At 64.6% G+C, this 15,296-nt stretch carries 14 protein-coding genes; 7 read left to right on the forward strand and 7 right to left on the reverse strand.

The window, feature by feature from the left end; genetic code table 11:
* Nucleotide 1: 1 nt before the first annotated feature.
* From ACM6UT_RS09330 to ACM6UT_RS09340, 3 genes are all read right to left on the reverse strand, one after another.
* Complete coding sequence (locus tag ACM6UT_RS09330; RefSeq protein ID WP_416797064.1) at nt 2-1,423, reverse strand: cation:proton antiporter domain-containing protein; 1,422 nt, start codon at nt 1,421-1,423, stop codon at nt 2-4.
* Between the two features lie 470 nt (nt 1,424-1,893).
* The gene (gene metF / locus ACM6UT_RS09335; protein ID WP_416797065.1) at nt 1,894-2,802 is read right to left on the reverse strand and encodes a methylenetetrahydrofolate reductase [NAD(P)H]; all 909 of its coding nucleotides are present in this window, start codon (nt 2,800-2,802) and stop codon (nt 1,894-1,896) included.
* Nucleotide 2,803: 1 nt separating this feature from the next.
* The gene (locus ACM6UT_RS09340; protein WP_416797066.1) at nt 2,804-3,814 is read right to left on the reverse strand and encodes an ArsR/SmtB family transcription factor; all 1,011 of its coding nucleotides are present in this window, start codon (nt 3,812-3,814) and stop codon (nt 2,804-2,806) included.
* Nucleotides 3,815-3,961: 147 nt separating this feature from the next.
* On the opposite strand from ACM6UT_RS09340, the gene ACM6UT_RS09345 reads away from it, so the two are divergent.
* Together ACM6UT_RS09345 and ACM6UT_RS09350 are read left to right on the forward strand one after the other, a co-directional pair.
* On the forward strand, nt 3,962-4,258 hold the full coding sequence (locus ACM6UT_RS09345; protein WP_416797067.1) for a hypothetical protein: 297 nt from the start codon (nt 3,962-3,964) through the stop codon (nt 4,256-4,258).
* On the forward strand, nt 4,255-5,022 hold the full coding sequence (locus ACM6UT_RS09350; RefSeq protein ID WP_416797068.1) for a DpnI domain-containing protein: 768 nt from the start codon (nt 4,255-4,257) through the stop codon (nt 5,020-5,022). Before ACM6UT_RS09345 ends, ACM6UT_RS09350 begins: the two co-directional genes overlap by 4 nt.
* A 7-nt stretch (nt 5,023-5,029) precedes the next feature.
* Here ACM6UT_RS09350 and ettA read toward each other — a convergent pair whose 3' ends face one another.
* Both ettA and ACM6UT_RS09360 read right to left on the reverse strand, forming a co-directional pair.
* Complete coding sequence (gene ettA, locus ACM6UT_RS09355) at nt 5,030-6,679, reverse strand: energy-dependent translational throttle protein EttA (RefSeq protein ID WP_416797069.1); 1,650 nt, start codon at nt 6,677-6,679, stop codon at nt 5,030-5,032.
* A gap of 115 nt (nt 6,680-6,794) precedes the next feature.
* Nucleotides 6,795-8,579, reverse strand: a complete 1,785-nt coding sequence (locus ACM6UT_RS09360; RefSeq protein ID WP_416797070.1) for a hypothetical protein — start codon at nt 8,577-8,579, stop codon at nt 6,795-6,797.
* A 176-nt stretch (nt 8,580-8,755) separates the two neighbouring features.
* Here ACM6UT_RS09360 and ACM6UT_RS09365 point away from each other — a divergent pair, with 176 nt between their 5' ends.
* The 4 genes from ACM6UT_RS09365 (at nt 8,756) to ACM6UT_RS09380 (ending at nt 13,365) form a co-directional block, all read left to right on the forward strand.
* On the forward strand, nt 8,756-9,727 hold the full coding sequence (locus ACM6UT_RS09365; protein ID WP_416797071.1) for an alpha/beta fold hydrolase: 972 nt from the start codon (nt 8,756-8,758) through the stop codon (nt 9,725-9,727).
* Nucleotides 9,728-9,874: 147 nt separating this feature from the next.
* Nucleotides 9,875-11,077, forward strand: coding sequence for a succinate--glutarate CoA-transferase (gene caiB, locus ACM6UT_RS09370; protein ID WP_416797072.1), 1,203 nt, complete (start codon nt 9,875-9,877; stop codon nt 11,075-11,077).
* Nucleotides 11,074-12,726 (forward strand): thiamine pyrophosphate-binding protein, encoded by a 1,653-nt coding sequence (locus tag ACM6UT_RS09375; protein WP_416797073.1) that lies wholly within the window; start codon nt 11,074-11,076, stop codon nt 12,724-12,726. The genes caiB and ACM6UT_RS09375 overlap by 4 nt, the downstream gene beginning before the upstream one ends.
* A gap of 216 nt (nt 12,727-12,942) precedes the next feature.
* A complete protein-coding gene (locus ACM6UT_RS09380; RefSeq protein WP_416797074.1) occupies nt 12,943-13,365 on the forward strand; it encodes a VOC family protein in 423 nt (140 codons plus the stop codon).
* Nucleotides 13,366-13,461: 96 nt separating this feature from the next.
* Here ACM6UT_RS09380 and ACM6UT_RS09385 read toward each other — a convergent pair whose 3' ends face one another.
* Complete coding sequence (locus tag ACM6UT_RS09385) at nt 13,462-14,064, reverse strand: superoxide dismutase (RefSeq protein WP_148153495.1); 603 nt, start codon at nt 14,062-14,064, stop codon at nt 13,462-13,464.
* 218 nt (nt 14,065-14,282) lie between these two features.
* Nucleotides 14,283-14,627, reverse strand: coding sequence for a YkgJ family cysteine cluster protein (locus ACM6UT_RS09390; protein WP_416797075.1), 345 nt, complete (start codon nt 14,625-14,627; stop codon nt 14,283-14,285).
* Nucleotides 14,628-14,682: 55 nt separating this feature from the next.
* Here ACM6UT_RS09390 and ACM6UT_RS09395 point away from each other — a divergent pair, with 55 nt between their 5' ends.
* Nucleotides 14,683-15,138, forward strand: a complete 456-nt coding sequence (locus ACM6UT_RS09395) for a hypothetical protein (protein ID WP_416797076.1) — start codon at nt 14,683-14,685, stop codon at nt 15,136-15,138.
* Nucleotides 15,139-15,296 lie beyond the last annotated feature (158 nt).

Consider the following 15,296-nt stretch of genomic DNA (forward strand, 5'->3'; position numbering starts at 1 on the left):
ATCAGCTGTCGCCGCCGCGACGCGCGCGGCGGCGCTGTTCGTAGGCGACGCGGGCGGCCCGGAGGCGGACCCGCACCCAGTCGACGCCGCGGGCCAGCACGTCGCGCCCGCGGCTCACCTCGTGAAGCTCGTGGGCGTAGGCGACGGCGAGCGCCTGCCGGTAGTTCTCCAGCCCCTCGGAGGCCATGTTCTCCAGCCGGTGCATCACGTTGACCCAGAGCGGCGAGACGAGCAACGAAACGGCCGAGACGGCGATCGACAGCCGGAAGAGGTCGTAGCCGAGCGCACCCGCCGCATAGCCCGCCGACGACAGCACGAAGGAGAACTCGCCGATCTGTGCCATCGAAAGGCCGGCGACCAGCGCCGTCTGCGGGCTCGACCCGGTCTTGCGCAGGAGGAAGATGTTGAGCACCGATTTCGCCGCGATGACGAAGAGCGAGACGAACAGCACCTGCCAGAAACGTTCGGCGATGAAGTCGAGGTCGATCAACAGGCCGATCGACAGGAAGAAGACGACGAGCAGCAGGCTCTGGACAGGTTCGATCACCGGGATCACGCGGCTGCGCAACGTCGAGTTGCCGACGATGATGCCGGCGAGGAAAGCGCCGTAGGCGGGTGAAAGGCCGGCGACGCCGGAGATCGCCGCGGCGGTGAAGCAGACGGCGAGTGCGCCGAGCGCCAGCATCTCCACCTTGTCCTCGATCGCCTCGGCGAACGGCAGCTTGAGCTTCATGTGCCGGCCGAACCACCAGAGGAGCCCGCCGAGCAGCGCCAGCGCGACCGCCATGCGGATCGCGATCAGCCGGTAGTCGACCACCTCGCCGCCGAGGCTCGAAACGAAGATCAGCATGGGAACCACGGCGATGTCCTGCGCGATCAGCACGCCGACGGCGATCCGCCCGGCGTCACCGCGCAGCACACCCATCTCTTCGAGCATCTTCATGGCGACGACCGTCGAGGAGAGCGCGATGATGAAGCCGAGGATGATCGTCTCGGAACCGGAGGCACCGGAGAGCGTGGCGATCCCGAGCGCGAGCACCATGGCGGCGAGCAACTGTCCGGCCATCACCAGAAGCGCCTGCCTGAGCGACAGCACGAAGGCTTTGACCGACAGTTCCATGCCGATGAAGAAGAGCAGCACCACGACGCCCATTTCGGCGAGCACCGCGACGTTTTCCGAACTGGAGATCAGCCCGGCGCCGGTTGGTCCGAGTGCGACGCCTGCGGCGATGAAGCCGACGAGCGGCGGTTGCCGCAGCCCAAGGAAAAGAAGGCCGAGCAAAGCCGCGACAGCGACGACGGCTGCGATGCCGACGAGCGCGGTGGCATGGCCGGCATTTTCGGCAACGGCGGTGTCCAGCGGAAATCCTCCTGCGGCGATTCTCGTTCTGCGCCATGATGCACGCGACGCCGCCGGAGGCAAACAGCGGTTCTCCCTGCCGCGCGACACGCCTTCGCGGACGTTTCATCCAGAGACGAACGGCGGCCGAAGAAGAGCCGCAGGAGCAGCTCCGTTAACAAATCCACGAAAAAGATGCGGCGCACCGAGGCCTTGATTTTCAGGGCGATGCGACAATTTGACGGGTGTTGGCAGGCCGCGATCACTGCATCGCAGCACACAATTCGCTTCCCAACCGACACAAAAAGGACATATTATCCCCCGGTCAACGCAAGGAGGCACACATGGGACTTACCAATTCCTTGAATGTCCTGATCGTCGGTGCAGCGTTTGTTTTCATAGCCACCATGCTGTTCATCTGAGTCACCAGATGAACAGGCGCCGGAACAGGACATAATCAGCGTCCGTGCTGGCTAGAATATGCAAGAATTCTTAAAAAGGCGTATACCGATGGCGAACGGTATGCGCCTTTTCAGTTCAGGCGACTTGTATGCTCACGCCGCAGCACCGGACCGCGCCTCGCCGTCCCGCTCCAGGCCGAGCCGTTGCAACACGGCAGAGACGAGCGGCGCCCTGTTCATCGTATAGAGATGGAAGTCGGTGATCCCGCGGCGGACGAGGTCCTCGATCTGCTCGGCGGCAACGTCGGCGGCAACTTCCGCCCGCGCCTGCGGCTGGTCGTCGAGACCGGCGAAGCGCTCGTCGAGGAAAGCCGGGATGCTCGCACCGCAGAGCGAGGCGAAGCGTTTCAGCTGCGTGAGGTTCTGGATGAGCATGATGCCCGGAACCACCGGCATCGCGACGCCCGCCGCCCGCACCCGTTCGAGATAGCGCTCGAAGACGTCGTTGTCGAAGAAGAACTGGGTGAGCGCCCGCGTCGCGCCGGCATCGGCCTTGCGCTTCAGCATGTCGATGTCGGCGGCAACGTCAGGGCTTTCCGGATGCTTTTCCGGATAGGCCGAGACCGAGATGTCGAAGTCGCCAATTTCCCTCAGCCCTGCGACGAGTTCGGCTGCATTGGCGAAGCCGCCCGGATGCGGGGCATAGGCCGCACCGACCCCGCCCTGCGGGTCGCCCCGCAGCGCCACGAAACGGCGCACGCCGGCAGCGATGAACTCCTCCGCCACGTGGCGGACTTCCTCCCGCGTGGCGTCGACGCAGGTGATGTGCGCCGCCGTCGGCAGGCTCGTTTCGGCGATCAGCCGCCGCACCGTCGTCAGGGTCGGCGCCTTGGTGCTGCCGCCGGCCCCGTAGGTCACGGAAACGAAGTCGGGATTCCAGCCGGCGAGCGCCTCGATCGTCGTCCAGAGCTGTCCTTCCATCTCCTCCGATTTCGGCGGAAAGAACTCGAACGAGATGCCGAGCCGCCTCTTGCCTTGCGGATGTCGATCGTCCGGCGTCATCTCATTCCTCCCTGTTTTCGATGCTGTCTGCCGCGGTGCCCTCGCCGCCCCGCCGGCGCGCCACCCAGATGGTGACGGTCAGCGCCTGCGTGGCCGGGCTTGCCGGCGGCAGGTCGACCACCTTCTCGACGGCGAGCCCGTATTTGGCGAGCCAGTCGGCCATCACCGGATGCGAGAAGCCGAGCCGGACATGGGCGTGGTCTTCCCTAAGATGTTCTAGGTTGTGCGGCGCAAGGTCGATGATCACCAGCCGCCCGCCGGTCTTCAGCATCCGCGCCGCCTCGCCGATCGCCAGCTCCGGCTGCACCAGGAAGTGCAGCACCTGGTGGATCGTCACGAGGTCGTATTCGCTGCCGTCGAGCGGCAGGTTGAGGATGTCGCCATTGCGCACCGTCGCCTTGAGGATGCCGGCCTTGTCGAGATTGGCGCGCGCCACCGCCAGCATGTCGCGGCTGGCGTCGATGCCGACGGCGCGTCGGTAGAGCTCGGAAAGAAGCTGCAGGATGCGGCCGGTGCCGGTGCCGAGATCGAGGAGCGCATCCACCTGCTCCGGCCCGAGTACGCCGAGGAGTGCTGCTTCGACCTGCCAGTCGTCCACGTGCAGCCGCCGCAGCTCGTCCCATTCGGAGGCGTTGCGGCTGAAATAGGCCTGAGCCTTGTCGGCGCGGTTGCGCTTGACCGCTGAGAGCCGCTCGCCGTCACGGACCAGAACCGGGTCGTCGACGCGGGCCGCCGAAAGGATGATCCCGGCGAGTGCGGCGGCGTCGCCGTCCTGCTTCAGGCGGAAATAGGCCCAGGCGCCCTCCTGGTAGCGGTCGATCAGCCCGGCCTCGCCGAGAAGCTTCAGGTGGCGGGAGATGCGCGGCTGCGACTGGCCGAGGATTTCGGTGAGGTCGGTCACCGTCAGGTCGCCGGCGGAAAGCAGGGCGAGAAGCCGAAGCCGCGTCGGCTCCCCCGCCGCCTTCAGCAGTTCGACAAGCGCATCCACGCCAAATTCCATCAGCTTCGCCATTCCAATCCCCGATCAAGATATAAAGATATGTTTATGTCAACTTCTCGGTTCGTTCAAGTTCGTAATTCGCCCAAACATATATCTACTTGCTAGTCCATTGATTCAGATCCATATTTTCGGACGAGACGTCGAACGGAGGGTTTCTCCATGGCTTGGTATCGTAACACCTATCAGTGCGACGAGTGCGGCACCGGATGGGATGATGAGTGGTCTTGCTGCTGTGACGATGAGTGTCCGAATTGCGGCGCGCGCGATTTTTCGCCGGTAGAGTCAGAGGACCTGTCAGTATTTGTCGAACGCACTGACGACGGAGATTACGAGATCTACTATTCTCCCGCGGAAGCCGGACACGAGCCGGACTACCAACTGCTCGCCGCCACCTACAGCAAGAACCTTTCCATCTTCCTCCGGGAACTCGCACTCGAATTGTCCAAGCCCGCATGAAACTGGGATTTTCCGAACCACAACGCACCTTCAACAGCGGATCGCAAACGGCAAGGTCGATTACCGAATCCTGGGTGGCAGAGAGCATGTTTTGCCCGAACTGCGGAAACGCCCGGCTGCACCAGTTTCCCGCCAACCGGCCGGTTGCGGACTTCTACTGCGCCAAGTGCAATGACCAGTACGAGCTCAAGAGCCAAAAGAAAGAGTTCGGCAAGAAGCTGGCGAACGGCGCCTATGAGACGAAGATACAACGTCTCCAGTCGGATACGTCGCCCAATCTCATTCTGTTGAGGTATAGTCTCGAAGCTGCCGAGGTCAGGAGCGTGTGCGTCATACCGCGCCGCTTCTTCGTACCCTCGATCGTCGAAAAGCGAAAACCGTTGGCAGCAAAGGCACGCCGTGCAGGATGGGTCGGATCGAACATCCTGATCGGAAATGTGCCGTCAGCCGGCAGAATATACTTCATTCAAGAGGGAGTGGTTGTTCCGAAGGAAGACATCCTCTCGCAATGGCGGAAAACGGCCTTTCTGGACGAACAGCCGCCGGCGGCAAGGGGATGGCTGGCCGACGTCATGTCCTGCATCGACCAGCTCGAAGCCACTGAATTCTCGCTGGAGCAGGTCTATGGCTTCGAACGGTACCTGCGCAGTATCTATCCGGAAAACAACAACATCCGACCGAAGATAAGGCAGCAACTCCAGTTTCTTCGAGACAATGGATATCTCGAATTCAGGGGAAACGGGAATTACCGCCTTATCCGATAGTCACTGACTACCGCGTCAGCCGCTTGTAGGTCACGCGCTTCGGGTTGACCGCATCGGCGCCGAGACGGCGGATCTTGTCCTGTTCGTAGTCCTCGAAGTTGCCTTCGAACCACTCGACATGGCTGTCGCCCTCGAAGGCGAGGATATGGGTGGCGAGCCGGTCGAGGAACATGCGGTCGTGCGAGATGATGACGGCGCAGCCGGCGAAGTTTTCGAGCGCGTCTTCGAGCGCCGCCAGCGTTTCGGTGTCGAGGTCGTTGGTCGGTTCGTCGAGCAGCAGCACGTTGCCGCCGGCCTTCAGCATCTTGGCGAGGTGCACGCGGTTGCGCTGGCCGCCGGACAGGTTGCCGACCTTCTGCTGCTGGTCGCCACCCTTGAAGTTGAAGGCACCGCAATAGGCACGGGAATTCATCTCGTACTTGCCGAGCTTGATGATGTCGTTGCCGCCGGAGATTTCCTCCCAGACATTCTTCGAACCATCGAGCGAATCGCGGCTCTGGTCGACATAGCCGAGGTGGACGGTATCGCCGATGCGGATGTCGCCGCTGTCGGGCTTCTCCTGGCCCGTGATCATCCTGAAGAGCGTCGTCTTGCCTGCGCCGTTCGGGCCGATGACACCGACGATGCCGCCGGGCGGCAGCTTGAAGGAGAGGTTTTCGAAGAGCACGCGTCCGTCATAGGCCTTGGTGATGTTCTCCGCCTCGATGACGACATTGCCGAGGCGCTCGCCCACCGGAATGATGATCTGCGCTTCGCCGGGGCGCCGGTTCTCGGCCGCCGCCACCAGCTCGTCATAGGCACGGATACGAGCCTTCGACTTCGCTTGGCGGGCCTTCGGGCTCGAGGCAATCCACTCCTGCTCGCGCGACAGAGCCTTCTGGCGGCTGCCTTCCTCGCGCTCTTCCTGCGCCAGGCGCTTCGCCTTCGCGGTCAGGTAGGCGGAATAGTTGCCTTCGTAAGGAATGCCGCGGCCGCGGTCGAGTTCGAGGATCCAGCCGGTGACGTTGTCGAGGAAGTAGCGGTCGTGGGTGACCATCAGGATGGCGCCCGGATATTCGCGCAGGTGCTTTTCGAGCCAGGCGATCGTCTCGGCGTCGAGGTGGTTGGTCGGTTCGTCGAGCAGCAGCAGGTCGGGCTGGCGCAGCAGCAGCTGGCAGAGCGCGACGCGGCGCTTCTCACCGCCGGAGAGATTGTCAATCGTTGCGTCGCCGGGCGGGCAGCGCAGCGCTTCCATCGCCATCTCCACCTGGCTTTCGAGGTCCCAGAGGTTCTGGCTGTCGATAATGTCCTGGAGCTTGGCGCCCTCTTCCGCCGTCTCGTCGGAATAGTTCATCATCAGTTCGTTGTAGCGGTCGAGGATCGCCTTCTTGTCGGCCACCCCTTCCATGACGTTGCCGAACACGTTGAGGCCCTCGTCGAGCTGCGGCTCCTGCGGCAGGTAGCCGAGGGTCGCGCCCTCGGCGAGCCAGGCTTCGCCGGTCCATTCCTTGTCCAGCCCCGCCATGATCTTCAGAACCGTCGACTTGCCGGCACCGTTCGGGCCGAGAATGCCGATCTTGGCGTCCGGGTAGAAGGAGAGATGGATGTTCTCGAGGATCTTCTTGTTGCCGTAGGACTTGTTCAGTCCGGCCATGTGATAAATGAACTGCCGTGCCATGGAAAATGTGCTCCCCGGGGGAAAAGAACTGGATGTGCCGCTATGTAGGCGAAAGGGCACTGCGGGGCAACTGCCAATCCCCCTGTGAGGCGCGGACCGCCGCCCCGGCAGGGCCTCAGCGGAGCGCCCGGTGGTCGATCCGGAAGAGCTGGAAGCCGTCTTTCGGAGAATCGACGATCCTGACAAGCCCCGGCCATTCGCCGCCGCGCGCCAGCTTGGCGTAGAGCGTGTCGTTCGGGATATAGCCGACGATCGGATAGCGGCAGACGGCGACATAGTCGAAAGGTTCTGCGGCTTGCCTGCGCACCGCACCCTCCGTCGAGACGAAGAGGTCGAACATGCGCTTGAGCCCCGGCACCGCGCGGTGGAACGAGATCGCGCCGACGCTCATGCCCTCCGGCAGTCGGCCGGCGATGTCGAGGCCGAGCGAAGACGGCGCCATGATGCGCCCGGGCGGCAGCCCCGCAAGCTCGCTCACATCCACGCCCGTGCAGGTGTCGAAGGTCAGATAGTCGACCACGTCGGGGCGGAATGGCTCGGCCGGCACGAGCCGGTACAGGCCATAGCCGCCGACCAGCACCACGAGCGTCGCCGCGGCCGTCGCCCTGGCGACGGCAATGTTCCTCCGCCCGATCTCTGACCATACGACCGGCAGGAAGAGCATGACGCATGCGCCCGGAAAGCGGATGAACCGCGTCTGCAAGAGCGTGAACAGGAACAGCGCCACGGCGACGGCATAGACGGTCGCGACTGCCACTTCCCCTCGCCGCGAGCACCGCCAGACGACCGGCAGCGCGCCCGCAGCGACGATCGCCATCAGGCCGAGGCAGACGACCTTGATCGTCTCGCCCGCCACATAGAAGTCGAGGAATGTCTTCTCCTGCTGGACCCGGTCGAGCCACAGCGCGTGAAGCTGGGTGTCGATCATCTGATACGGGCCGTGCAGGCAGCTCGGAAAGGCGAAGGCCAGCAGAAGGGCAAGCAGCCCGCCCGGTACGGCAACGGCGCCGAGCCGGACGACGGGTCGAGCGTCACGGACGAAATGGGTGGCTGCGAAGCTGATTGCCCCGTAGCTGGTGAGCGCAGCGAGATAGGGCGCGGAGAAGGCATCGCAGCGGGTGACGAGCATCTCGCCGGGCCCGATCAGCAGGAGCGCCGCGGCCGGCGTCAGAACTGCAACCGATGCCGTGACGGCGCGTTGCACCGGCCCGCTGCCGGCAACGCCGAAGACCCAGGCCGCACCGACGCCGAGCATCACGATCAGAACCACGGGTGCCAGTTCGAGCCCGACGGCGACGGAGAGGACGCAGGCGAACCCGGCGAGCACACCGCCCACCGCCGACCACAGCGAGACGCCGTAAAGCGCCAGCATCAGCAGCAGGAGTTGCATGTTGTGGTGGTCGATCCGGCCGGGGCTGAATTCCCACAGCGAGAGCGGCATCATTGCGAACGCGGCGATGACGTGAACCGGGCGTACGAGGCCGGCCTCACCGGCGATGCGCTGCATCGTGGCCACGGTCAGCCAGCAGAAGCCGGCCAGCATTACCGGCTGCCAGACGTGAAAGGCGAAGGCCAGCGCCCTTTCGCGCCCCAGAAAGGGCTGGGTCAACAGCGTCAGGACGACGTAGGGCAGATCGACGAGACGCGACCACGGAGAGAGATAGACCTCCGGCATCCGGATCGCCGGAATCGTCAGGTCGTACCAACCTCCGCCGTCAAGAAGCGTCCGGATTTGCAGCGACCTCAGGAGATCGTCGATATCGCGGTAGTAGAAGCGGCCATCCATGATATCGAAGACCGTCAGCAGGACGGCAACGCCGAAGGCGATCAGGACGAGCGTGATCCGCCCGGACGTTTCCGCCTCGCGGCTCATCCCCGATGATTTCGTCGCATCGACCATTCCCCACCTCGCCGGCAAAGGCCCGGCTCTCGTTGACACCGAAGGACCAAATCCGGCAAAACTCGCGGGGCAGGCACGGTTGGTCGGAACTCCGGACGGGCAATGGCCCAAGATCAGGTAAAATAACTTAAGATTGAAATAACGACTGCCAAATTCAACCGGAAACGGGATCACCGATGTTTGAGACGACCGATTTTCACGACGCACCCTCCGGCGCCAGGCTCGCCTTTCATCATGCGCCGGCGGAAGGCACACCGCGCGCCATCCTGATCGTCAATCACGGCCTCGTCGAACATTCCGGCCGCTACCGTGGTTTCGCCGGGGCGATGGCCGCCCGCGGCTTTGCGGTCTATGCCCACGACCACCGCGGACACGGCGAGACGATCGCCGAAGGGGCGCCGCTCGGCCGCTTCGCGCCGGCCGGCGGCGTCGAGAAGGTGATCGCCGATGTCAGGGCGATGCGCGACCTCGCCGTCTCTCGCCATGGTGCCCTTCCCGTCCTTCTCTTCGGTCACTCCATGGGCGGGCTGATCGCGCTCAACGCCGCGGTCTCGCACCCGCAGGATTTTCAGGCCCTCGCCGTCTGGAATTCCAACTTCAACCCCGGCATCGCCGGCCGCTTCGCCCAGGCAGTGCTGTTCGCCGAGCAGATGCTGAAAGGCTCGGACGTGCCGAGCACCATCCTGCCGCTTGCGACCTTCCGCGCCTGGGGCCGCTCCATTCCCGGCCGGCAGTCCGACAGCGACTGGCTCTCCCGCGACCGGGCGGAGGTCGAAAAATACGACGGCGACCCGCTCTGCCGGTTCGAGGCGAGCGTCTCGATGTGGCGCGACGTCTTTGCACTCACCTTCCGCGCACCCGCCCCGGCCATGCTCGCCCGCCTGCCGAAGAACCTGCCGATCCACCTCGTCGGCGGCGGCAAGGACCCGGCGACGCGCGGCGGCCGCGAGATCGCCTGGCTCGGGCGCCGTCTGGAACGCCACGGCTTCACCGATGTCACGACCCGGATCTATGACGAGATGCGCCACGAAACGTTGAACGAGTTCGGCCGGCAGGAGGCGATCGCCGATTTCGCCGCCTGGGCCGAGCGTGCGCTCGCCGGCCACCGATCGTCCGTCGCGACCGCTTCAGCGTCCGAAACGGAATGATCCCATGAGCGAAATTCAAGTGCCGACTGGACATTTCGGCGCTATAGCAAATGTTTAGCAACCGCCCTTCGAGGCGGACAGGGCCGGACTTTATTCGGTAGCCGCAAGATCGCCGCCGGTGGAACGCCCCGAACACGAGGACGTCGCATGACCGAAGCCCGAGAGCCCCGCCCGCCGCTTGCCGGCATCCGCGTGATCGAACTGGCCCGCGTCCTCGCCGGCCCATGGGCCGGGCAGATGCTGGCCGACATGGGGGCCGACGTCATCAAGGTCGAGAACCCGGAAGGCGGCGACGACACCCGCGCCTGGGGCCCGCCCTTCGTCGAGGGCAAGGACGGGGAGAACCTCTCGGCCGCCTATTACCACTCGACCAACCGCAACAAGCGTTCGATCGCCGTCGATTTCCGCACGGAGGAAGGCCGCGACGTGGTCCGCCGGCTGGTCGCCACCGCTGATGTCGTGATCGAGAACTTCAAGCTCGGCGGGCTGGAAAAATACGGCCTCGACTACGAGAGCCTCAAGGCGATCAACCCGAAGCTCGTCTACTGTTCCATCACCGGCTTCGGCCAAAACGGCCCCTATGCCAATTTCGCCGGCTACGACTACATCGTCCAGGGCATGTCCGGCTTCATGTCGATCACCGGCGAGCCGGACGGTCAGCCGATGAAGGCGGGTGTCGCGATCGCCGACATCTTCACCGGCATCTATGCCGTCACCGCCATCCAGGCGGCGCTGATCCACGCGATGCAGACCGGCGAGGGCCAGCACGTCGACATGGCGCTCCTCGACGTCATGGCCGCGGTGCTCGCCAACCAGAACATGAACTATCTTGTCTCCGGCAAGGCGCCGGTTCGCCTCGGCAATGCCCATCCGAACATTTCCCCTTATGAGGTCGTGCCGACCGCCGACGGTCACCTGATCCTCGCCGTCGGCAATGACGGCCAGTTCAGGCGCCTCTGCACCATCCTCGAGATCGCCGCCGTTGCGGACGACGAGCGCTTCTCGACCAACAAGGCGCGCGTCGCCAACAAGGCCGAGGTCCGCCGCATCGTTTCGGCCGAAACCGCGAAATGGATGAAGCGCGATCTCCTGACCGCCTGCGAGAGCAATGCCGTGCCGGCCGGGCCGATCAATTCGATCGCCGAGATGTTCGACGACCCGCAGGTGAAGGCACGCGGCCTGCGCATCGATCTAGACGACGCCGACGGCAACAGCATTCCGGGCGTGCGCACGCCGATCGTGCTCTCAAAGACCCCGCTGCGCTACGAACGGCCGAGCCCGCGCATCGGCGAACACCAGGATGAGGTTCTCGCCGAGCTGGCGGACATCGAAGGAAAGGCTTCAAGATGAAGAAGACCGGCGGACAACTGATCGTCGATGCGCTGCTCGCCAATGGTGTCGAGCGCGTGTCCTGCGTGCCCGGAGAAAGCTATCTCGCCGTGCTCGATGCCCTGCGTGACAGTGGCATCGAGACCATCGTCTGCCGCCAGGAAGGCGGCGCGGCGATGATGGCCGATTGCTGGGGCCGGCTCACCGGCAAGCCCGGCATCTGCATGGTGACCCGCGGCCCCGGCGCCACCAACGCCTCCGCCGGCCTCCACATCGCCCGGCAGGACTCGATCCCGATGATCCTCTTCATCGGCCAGGTCCAGCGCGATGCCCGCGAGCGCGAAGCCTTCCAGGAGGTCGAGTACCGCCGCGCCTTCACCGAATTCGCCAAATGGGTGGGCGAGATCGATGATGCCCGCCGCATCCCGGAATTCGTGACCCGCGCCTTCGCCGTCGCGACCTCCGGCCGGCCCGGCCCCGTCGTCCTGACGCTGCCGGAGGACATGCTGGTCGAACTGGTCGAAGCGTCGGCGCCCCGTGCCGCCACCCCGGTTGAAAGCCATCCGGGCGCCGCCCAGATCGCGACCTTCGCGGACATGCTTGCGAAGGCCGAGCGGCCGATGCTCATCCTCGGCGGCACCCGCTGGAGCGAGGACGCGGTCGCGGCAATCGAGGACTTCGCCGCCGCCTGGAAACTTCCGGTCGGCTGCTCCTTCCGCCGCCAGATGCTCTTCGATCACCTGCATCCGTCCTATGCCGGCGATGTCGGCATCGGCATCAATCCGGCGCTGGCGAAGGAAATCAAGGAGGCCGATCTCGTCGTCCTCCTCGGCGGCCGTTTCTCCGAAATGCCGTCGTCGAGCTACACGCTCCTCGACGTCCCCTACCCGTCGCAGACGCTCGTGCACGTTCATCCCGATCCGTCGGAGCTCGGCCGCGTCTATCGCCCGGACCTTGCGATCTGCGCCGCGCCCGAGGATTTCGTCGCCGCCCTGACGTCGGTTCAGGCACCGCAGTCACCCGCCTGGGCTACCCGCACCGAGGCGATGCACGCCGCCTATCTTTCCTGGTCGACGCCACTCGCGAGCGGGCCCGGCGCGGTCCACATGGGCCCGATCATGGAATGGCTGGAAGAAAACACCGCGAAGGATACGATCTTTACCAACGGCGCCGGCAACTACGCGACCTGGGTCCACCGCTTCCACCGCTTCCGCGCCTACAACACGCAGGCCGCCCCGACCTCCGGCTCGATGGGCTACGGGCTTCCCGCCGCAGTCGCCGCCAAGCAGCTCTTCCCCGAGCGCGAGGTCATCTGCTTTGCCGGTGACGGCTGCTTCATGATGCACGGCCAGGAATTTGCGACGGCGATCCGCTACAACCTGCCGATAATCGTCTGCCTGGTGAACAACGGCATCTACGGCACCATCCGCATGCATCAGGAGCGGGAGTACCCGGGCCGCGTCAGCGCGACAGACCTCACCAACCCGGATTTCGCCGCCCTTGCCCGCGCGTATGGCGGCCATGGCGAAGTGGTGGAGAAGACCGAGGATTTCGCCCCCGCCTTCGAGCGCGCCCGCGCCTCCGGCAAGCCGGCGATCCTCGACATCAAGCTCGATCCGGAAGCGATCACGCCCGCCCGCACGCTGACGCAGATCCGCAACAAGACGTGAAGCGGCTGCCCCATCCGACGAGAGCGCCGGCGGCGATATCTGCGCCGGCCTCTTGGCAGCGGGCGCGACGGCGCTATATTGGTTTCGTCTGAAATAGGTTAGGTCGGTGCGGTTGGCCCGGCCCCCGCGAAAGCGGGTCCTTCCGTTGCCGCGGCAGCGGCCCAAGACCTTCAAACGCGCAGGCATGGTGCCTGCGCCAACGAAAGGTGCTTGGTCATGCAGCAACAGATTTCCATCATCACGCTCGGCACCGCCGATCTCGCCCGTTCGCGCCGCTTCTATGTCGAGGGCTTCGGCTGGTCGCCGGTCTTCGAAAACCCCGAGATCATCTTCTACCAGATGAACGGCTTCGTGCTCGGAACCTTCCGCAAGGATGCGCTGGAGGCCGACATGAACCGGCGCGGGCTGCTCGCGCCGGGCGCCTTCTCGCTCGCCCACAATGTGCGGGAAAGAAAAGAGGTCGAACCGCTTCTGCAGCGGCTGGTCGATGCCGGCGGCACACTGCTGCGGGCTGCCGACGAACCGCCCCACGGCGGCTTTCGCGGCTATGTCGCCGATCCCGACGACCACGCCTGGGAGGTAGCCTGGAACCCGGCATGGGCGATCGACGCCAGTGGCTTCGTCACCTTCGGGCTCTGACGCGCAGGCACAGAACCACCCGATGACGCTCCCCAACGAAGAAACCCGGCGCCTTGCGGCACCGGGTTCCGAAAAATTCCAGCGAAGGGCCGGAGCTTACTTCGTCGCGGCTTCGTAGCGTTCCAGGACGTAGTCCCAGTTGATCAGGTTGTCGACGAAGGCTTCGAGGTACTTCGGACGCAGATTGCGGTAGTCGATGTAGTAGGAGTGTTCCCACACGTCGACGCCGAGGATCGGGGTCGCGCCGTGGACGAGCGGGTTTTCGCCGTTCGGGGTCTTGGAGATTTCGAGCTTGCCGTCCTTGACGGAGACCCAGGCCCAGCCCGAGCCGAACTGGGTGGTGCCGGCGGCGATGAAATCCGCCTTGAACTTGTCGTAGCCGCCGAGGTCGGAGGCGATCGCGCTTTCGAGCTTGCCCGGCAGCTTGTTGCCGCCGCCGCCCTTCTTCATCCACTTCCAGAAGTGGACGTGGTTGTAGTGCTGGGCGGCGTTGTTGAAGAGGCCCTGATTGGTACCGAAGGACTTCTTGACGACCTCCTCGACCGAGAGATCAGCGAGGCCCGCATCGGCGGCGAGCTTGTTGCCGTTATCGACATAGGCCTTGTGGTGCTTGTCGTGGTGATATTCGAGCGTTTCCGCCGACATGTAGGGGGCGAGCGAATCGTAGGCGTAGGGAAGTTCGGGCAATTCGAAAGCCATGGTGATATCTCCTCTTGGCAACAGTGTGCGGAAAATCGATCGATCGGGAACATAGGAGCGGAAGCCCCCGGAGGCAACCTGCCAAAGATCAAATTGTCGCGGGTAGCGGCAAAGTCTTTCCCGCAGGCGGGCCGCCGGAGGAATGAAAATGCTCGTTCATCGAACGACCGTATCCTCTTGAAAAAACAAAGCGGAAGAAAGTCGGCCGCGTGTCCGGCTCAACCTTCACGGTAGACTTCGGGCGCCGGCAGACCGGCGAGGTCGAAGCCCTTTTCCGCCCGCGCCATGCCGCACTCGGCGTCACCCGGCATGCAGTCGCGGCAAACGATCGGTCGCACGGCGTAGACGGCGCAGCCGACATGCTTTCCGAGCTCGCCGGTGAGCGCCGCGCAGCGTCCCTCCTCGAAGCGCATGCCGGAAAGATCGGCGGCGACGAGCTTTTCCGGAATGAGCGCAAGCGCCTCGTCGCTCTCCAGCGAGAAGCGCGGCCAGTCGGCCGAATGGGCGCAACACGCCCCGCAGGTCTGGCAATCGAAGATATCGGGCGGCGAGGTTTCGAGCATGGCCATTCCCTAAGCAGGTGCGGGCGGGAAATCCAGCGTTTTCGGCAAGGGCGGCATGCGCATCGACAGCGACACCCTCGTCGTCGACCTCGGCAGCACGCATTTCTACAGCTGGTCCGACTGCACGATGACGCTTTCCGCCCGGCTGAAGCCCGAGGCCGCCGTCGCCATCGACCAGCAGGCCTCACAGACCGATCTCCAGGGAGACTTCTCCGCCGTCGACGTGCACAGCGATGCCGGTGACGTCCGCTTCCGCGGCCATGCGGCCGAGCTCTCGCTCTCGGGTGCGGCGCTTCGGGCGCGGGTCGTCTTCGACAAGGTGATGCAGAACGAGACCGTCGCACTCGCCGGCAGCATGCTCGACGCGGGTTTCCACTTCCTCGTGCCGACGCCCGTCAGCTACCTCGTCGAGGCAAGGGCTTCCTATGTCGACAGCAAGCTCCCCAACACGCCGGGAGCAAAGCCGGCGATCCACGTCCGCGGCGACATGGCGCGGGTGCGGATCGAGTGAGGTGCGCGGCGGGGCTATACAGGTCTCCGTCATGCCGGACCTGATCCGGCATCCAGCCGGCGAGCGTCGGCGAGCCGAAAGAACGCACCTCTGTGAAGGCGAAGACGTCTTCCCGCGCGATGGACATCGCGCGGCTGGCAACTGTATTGCGGTAGGAA

The organism is Ciceribacter azotifigens (assembly GCF_048159625.1).
Classification (GTDB): Bacteria; Pseudomonadota; Alphaproteobacteria; order Rhizobiales; family Rhizobiaceae; genus Allorhizobium; species Allorhizobium azotifigens.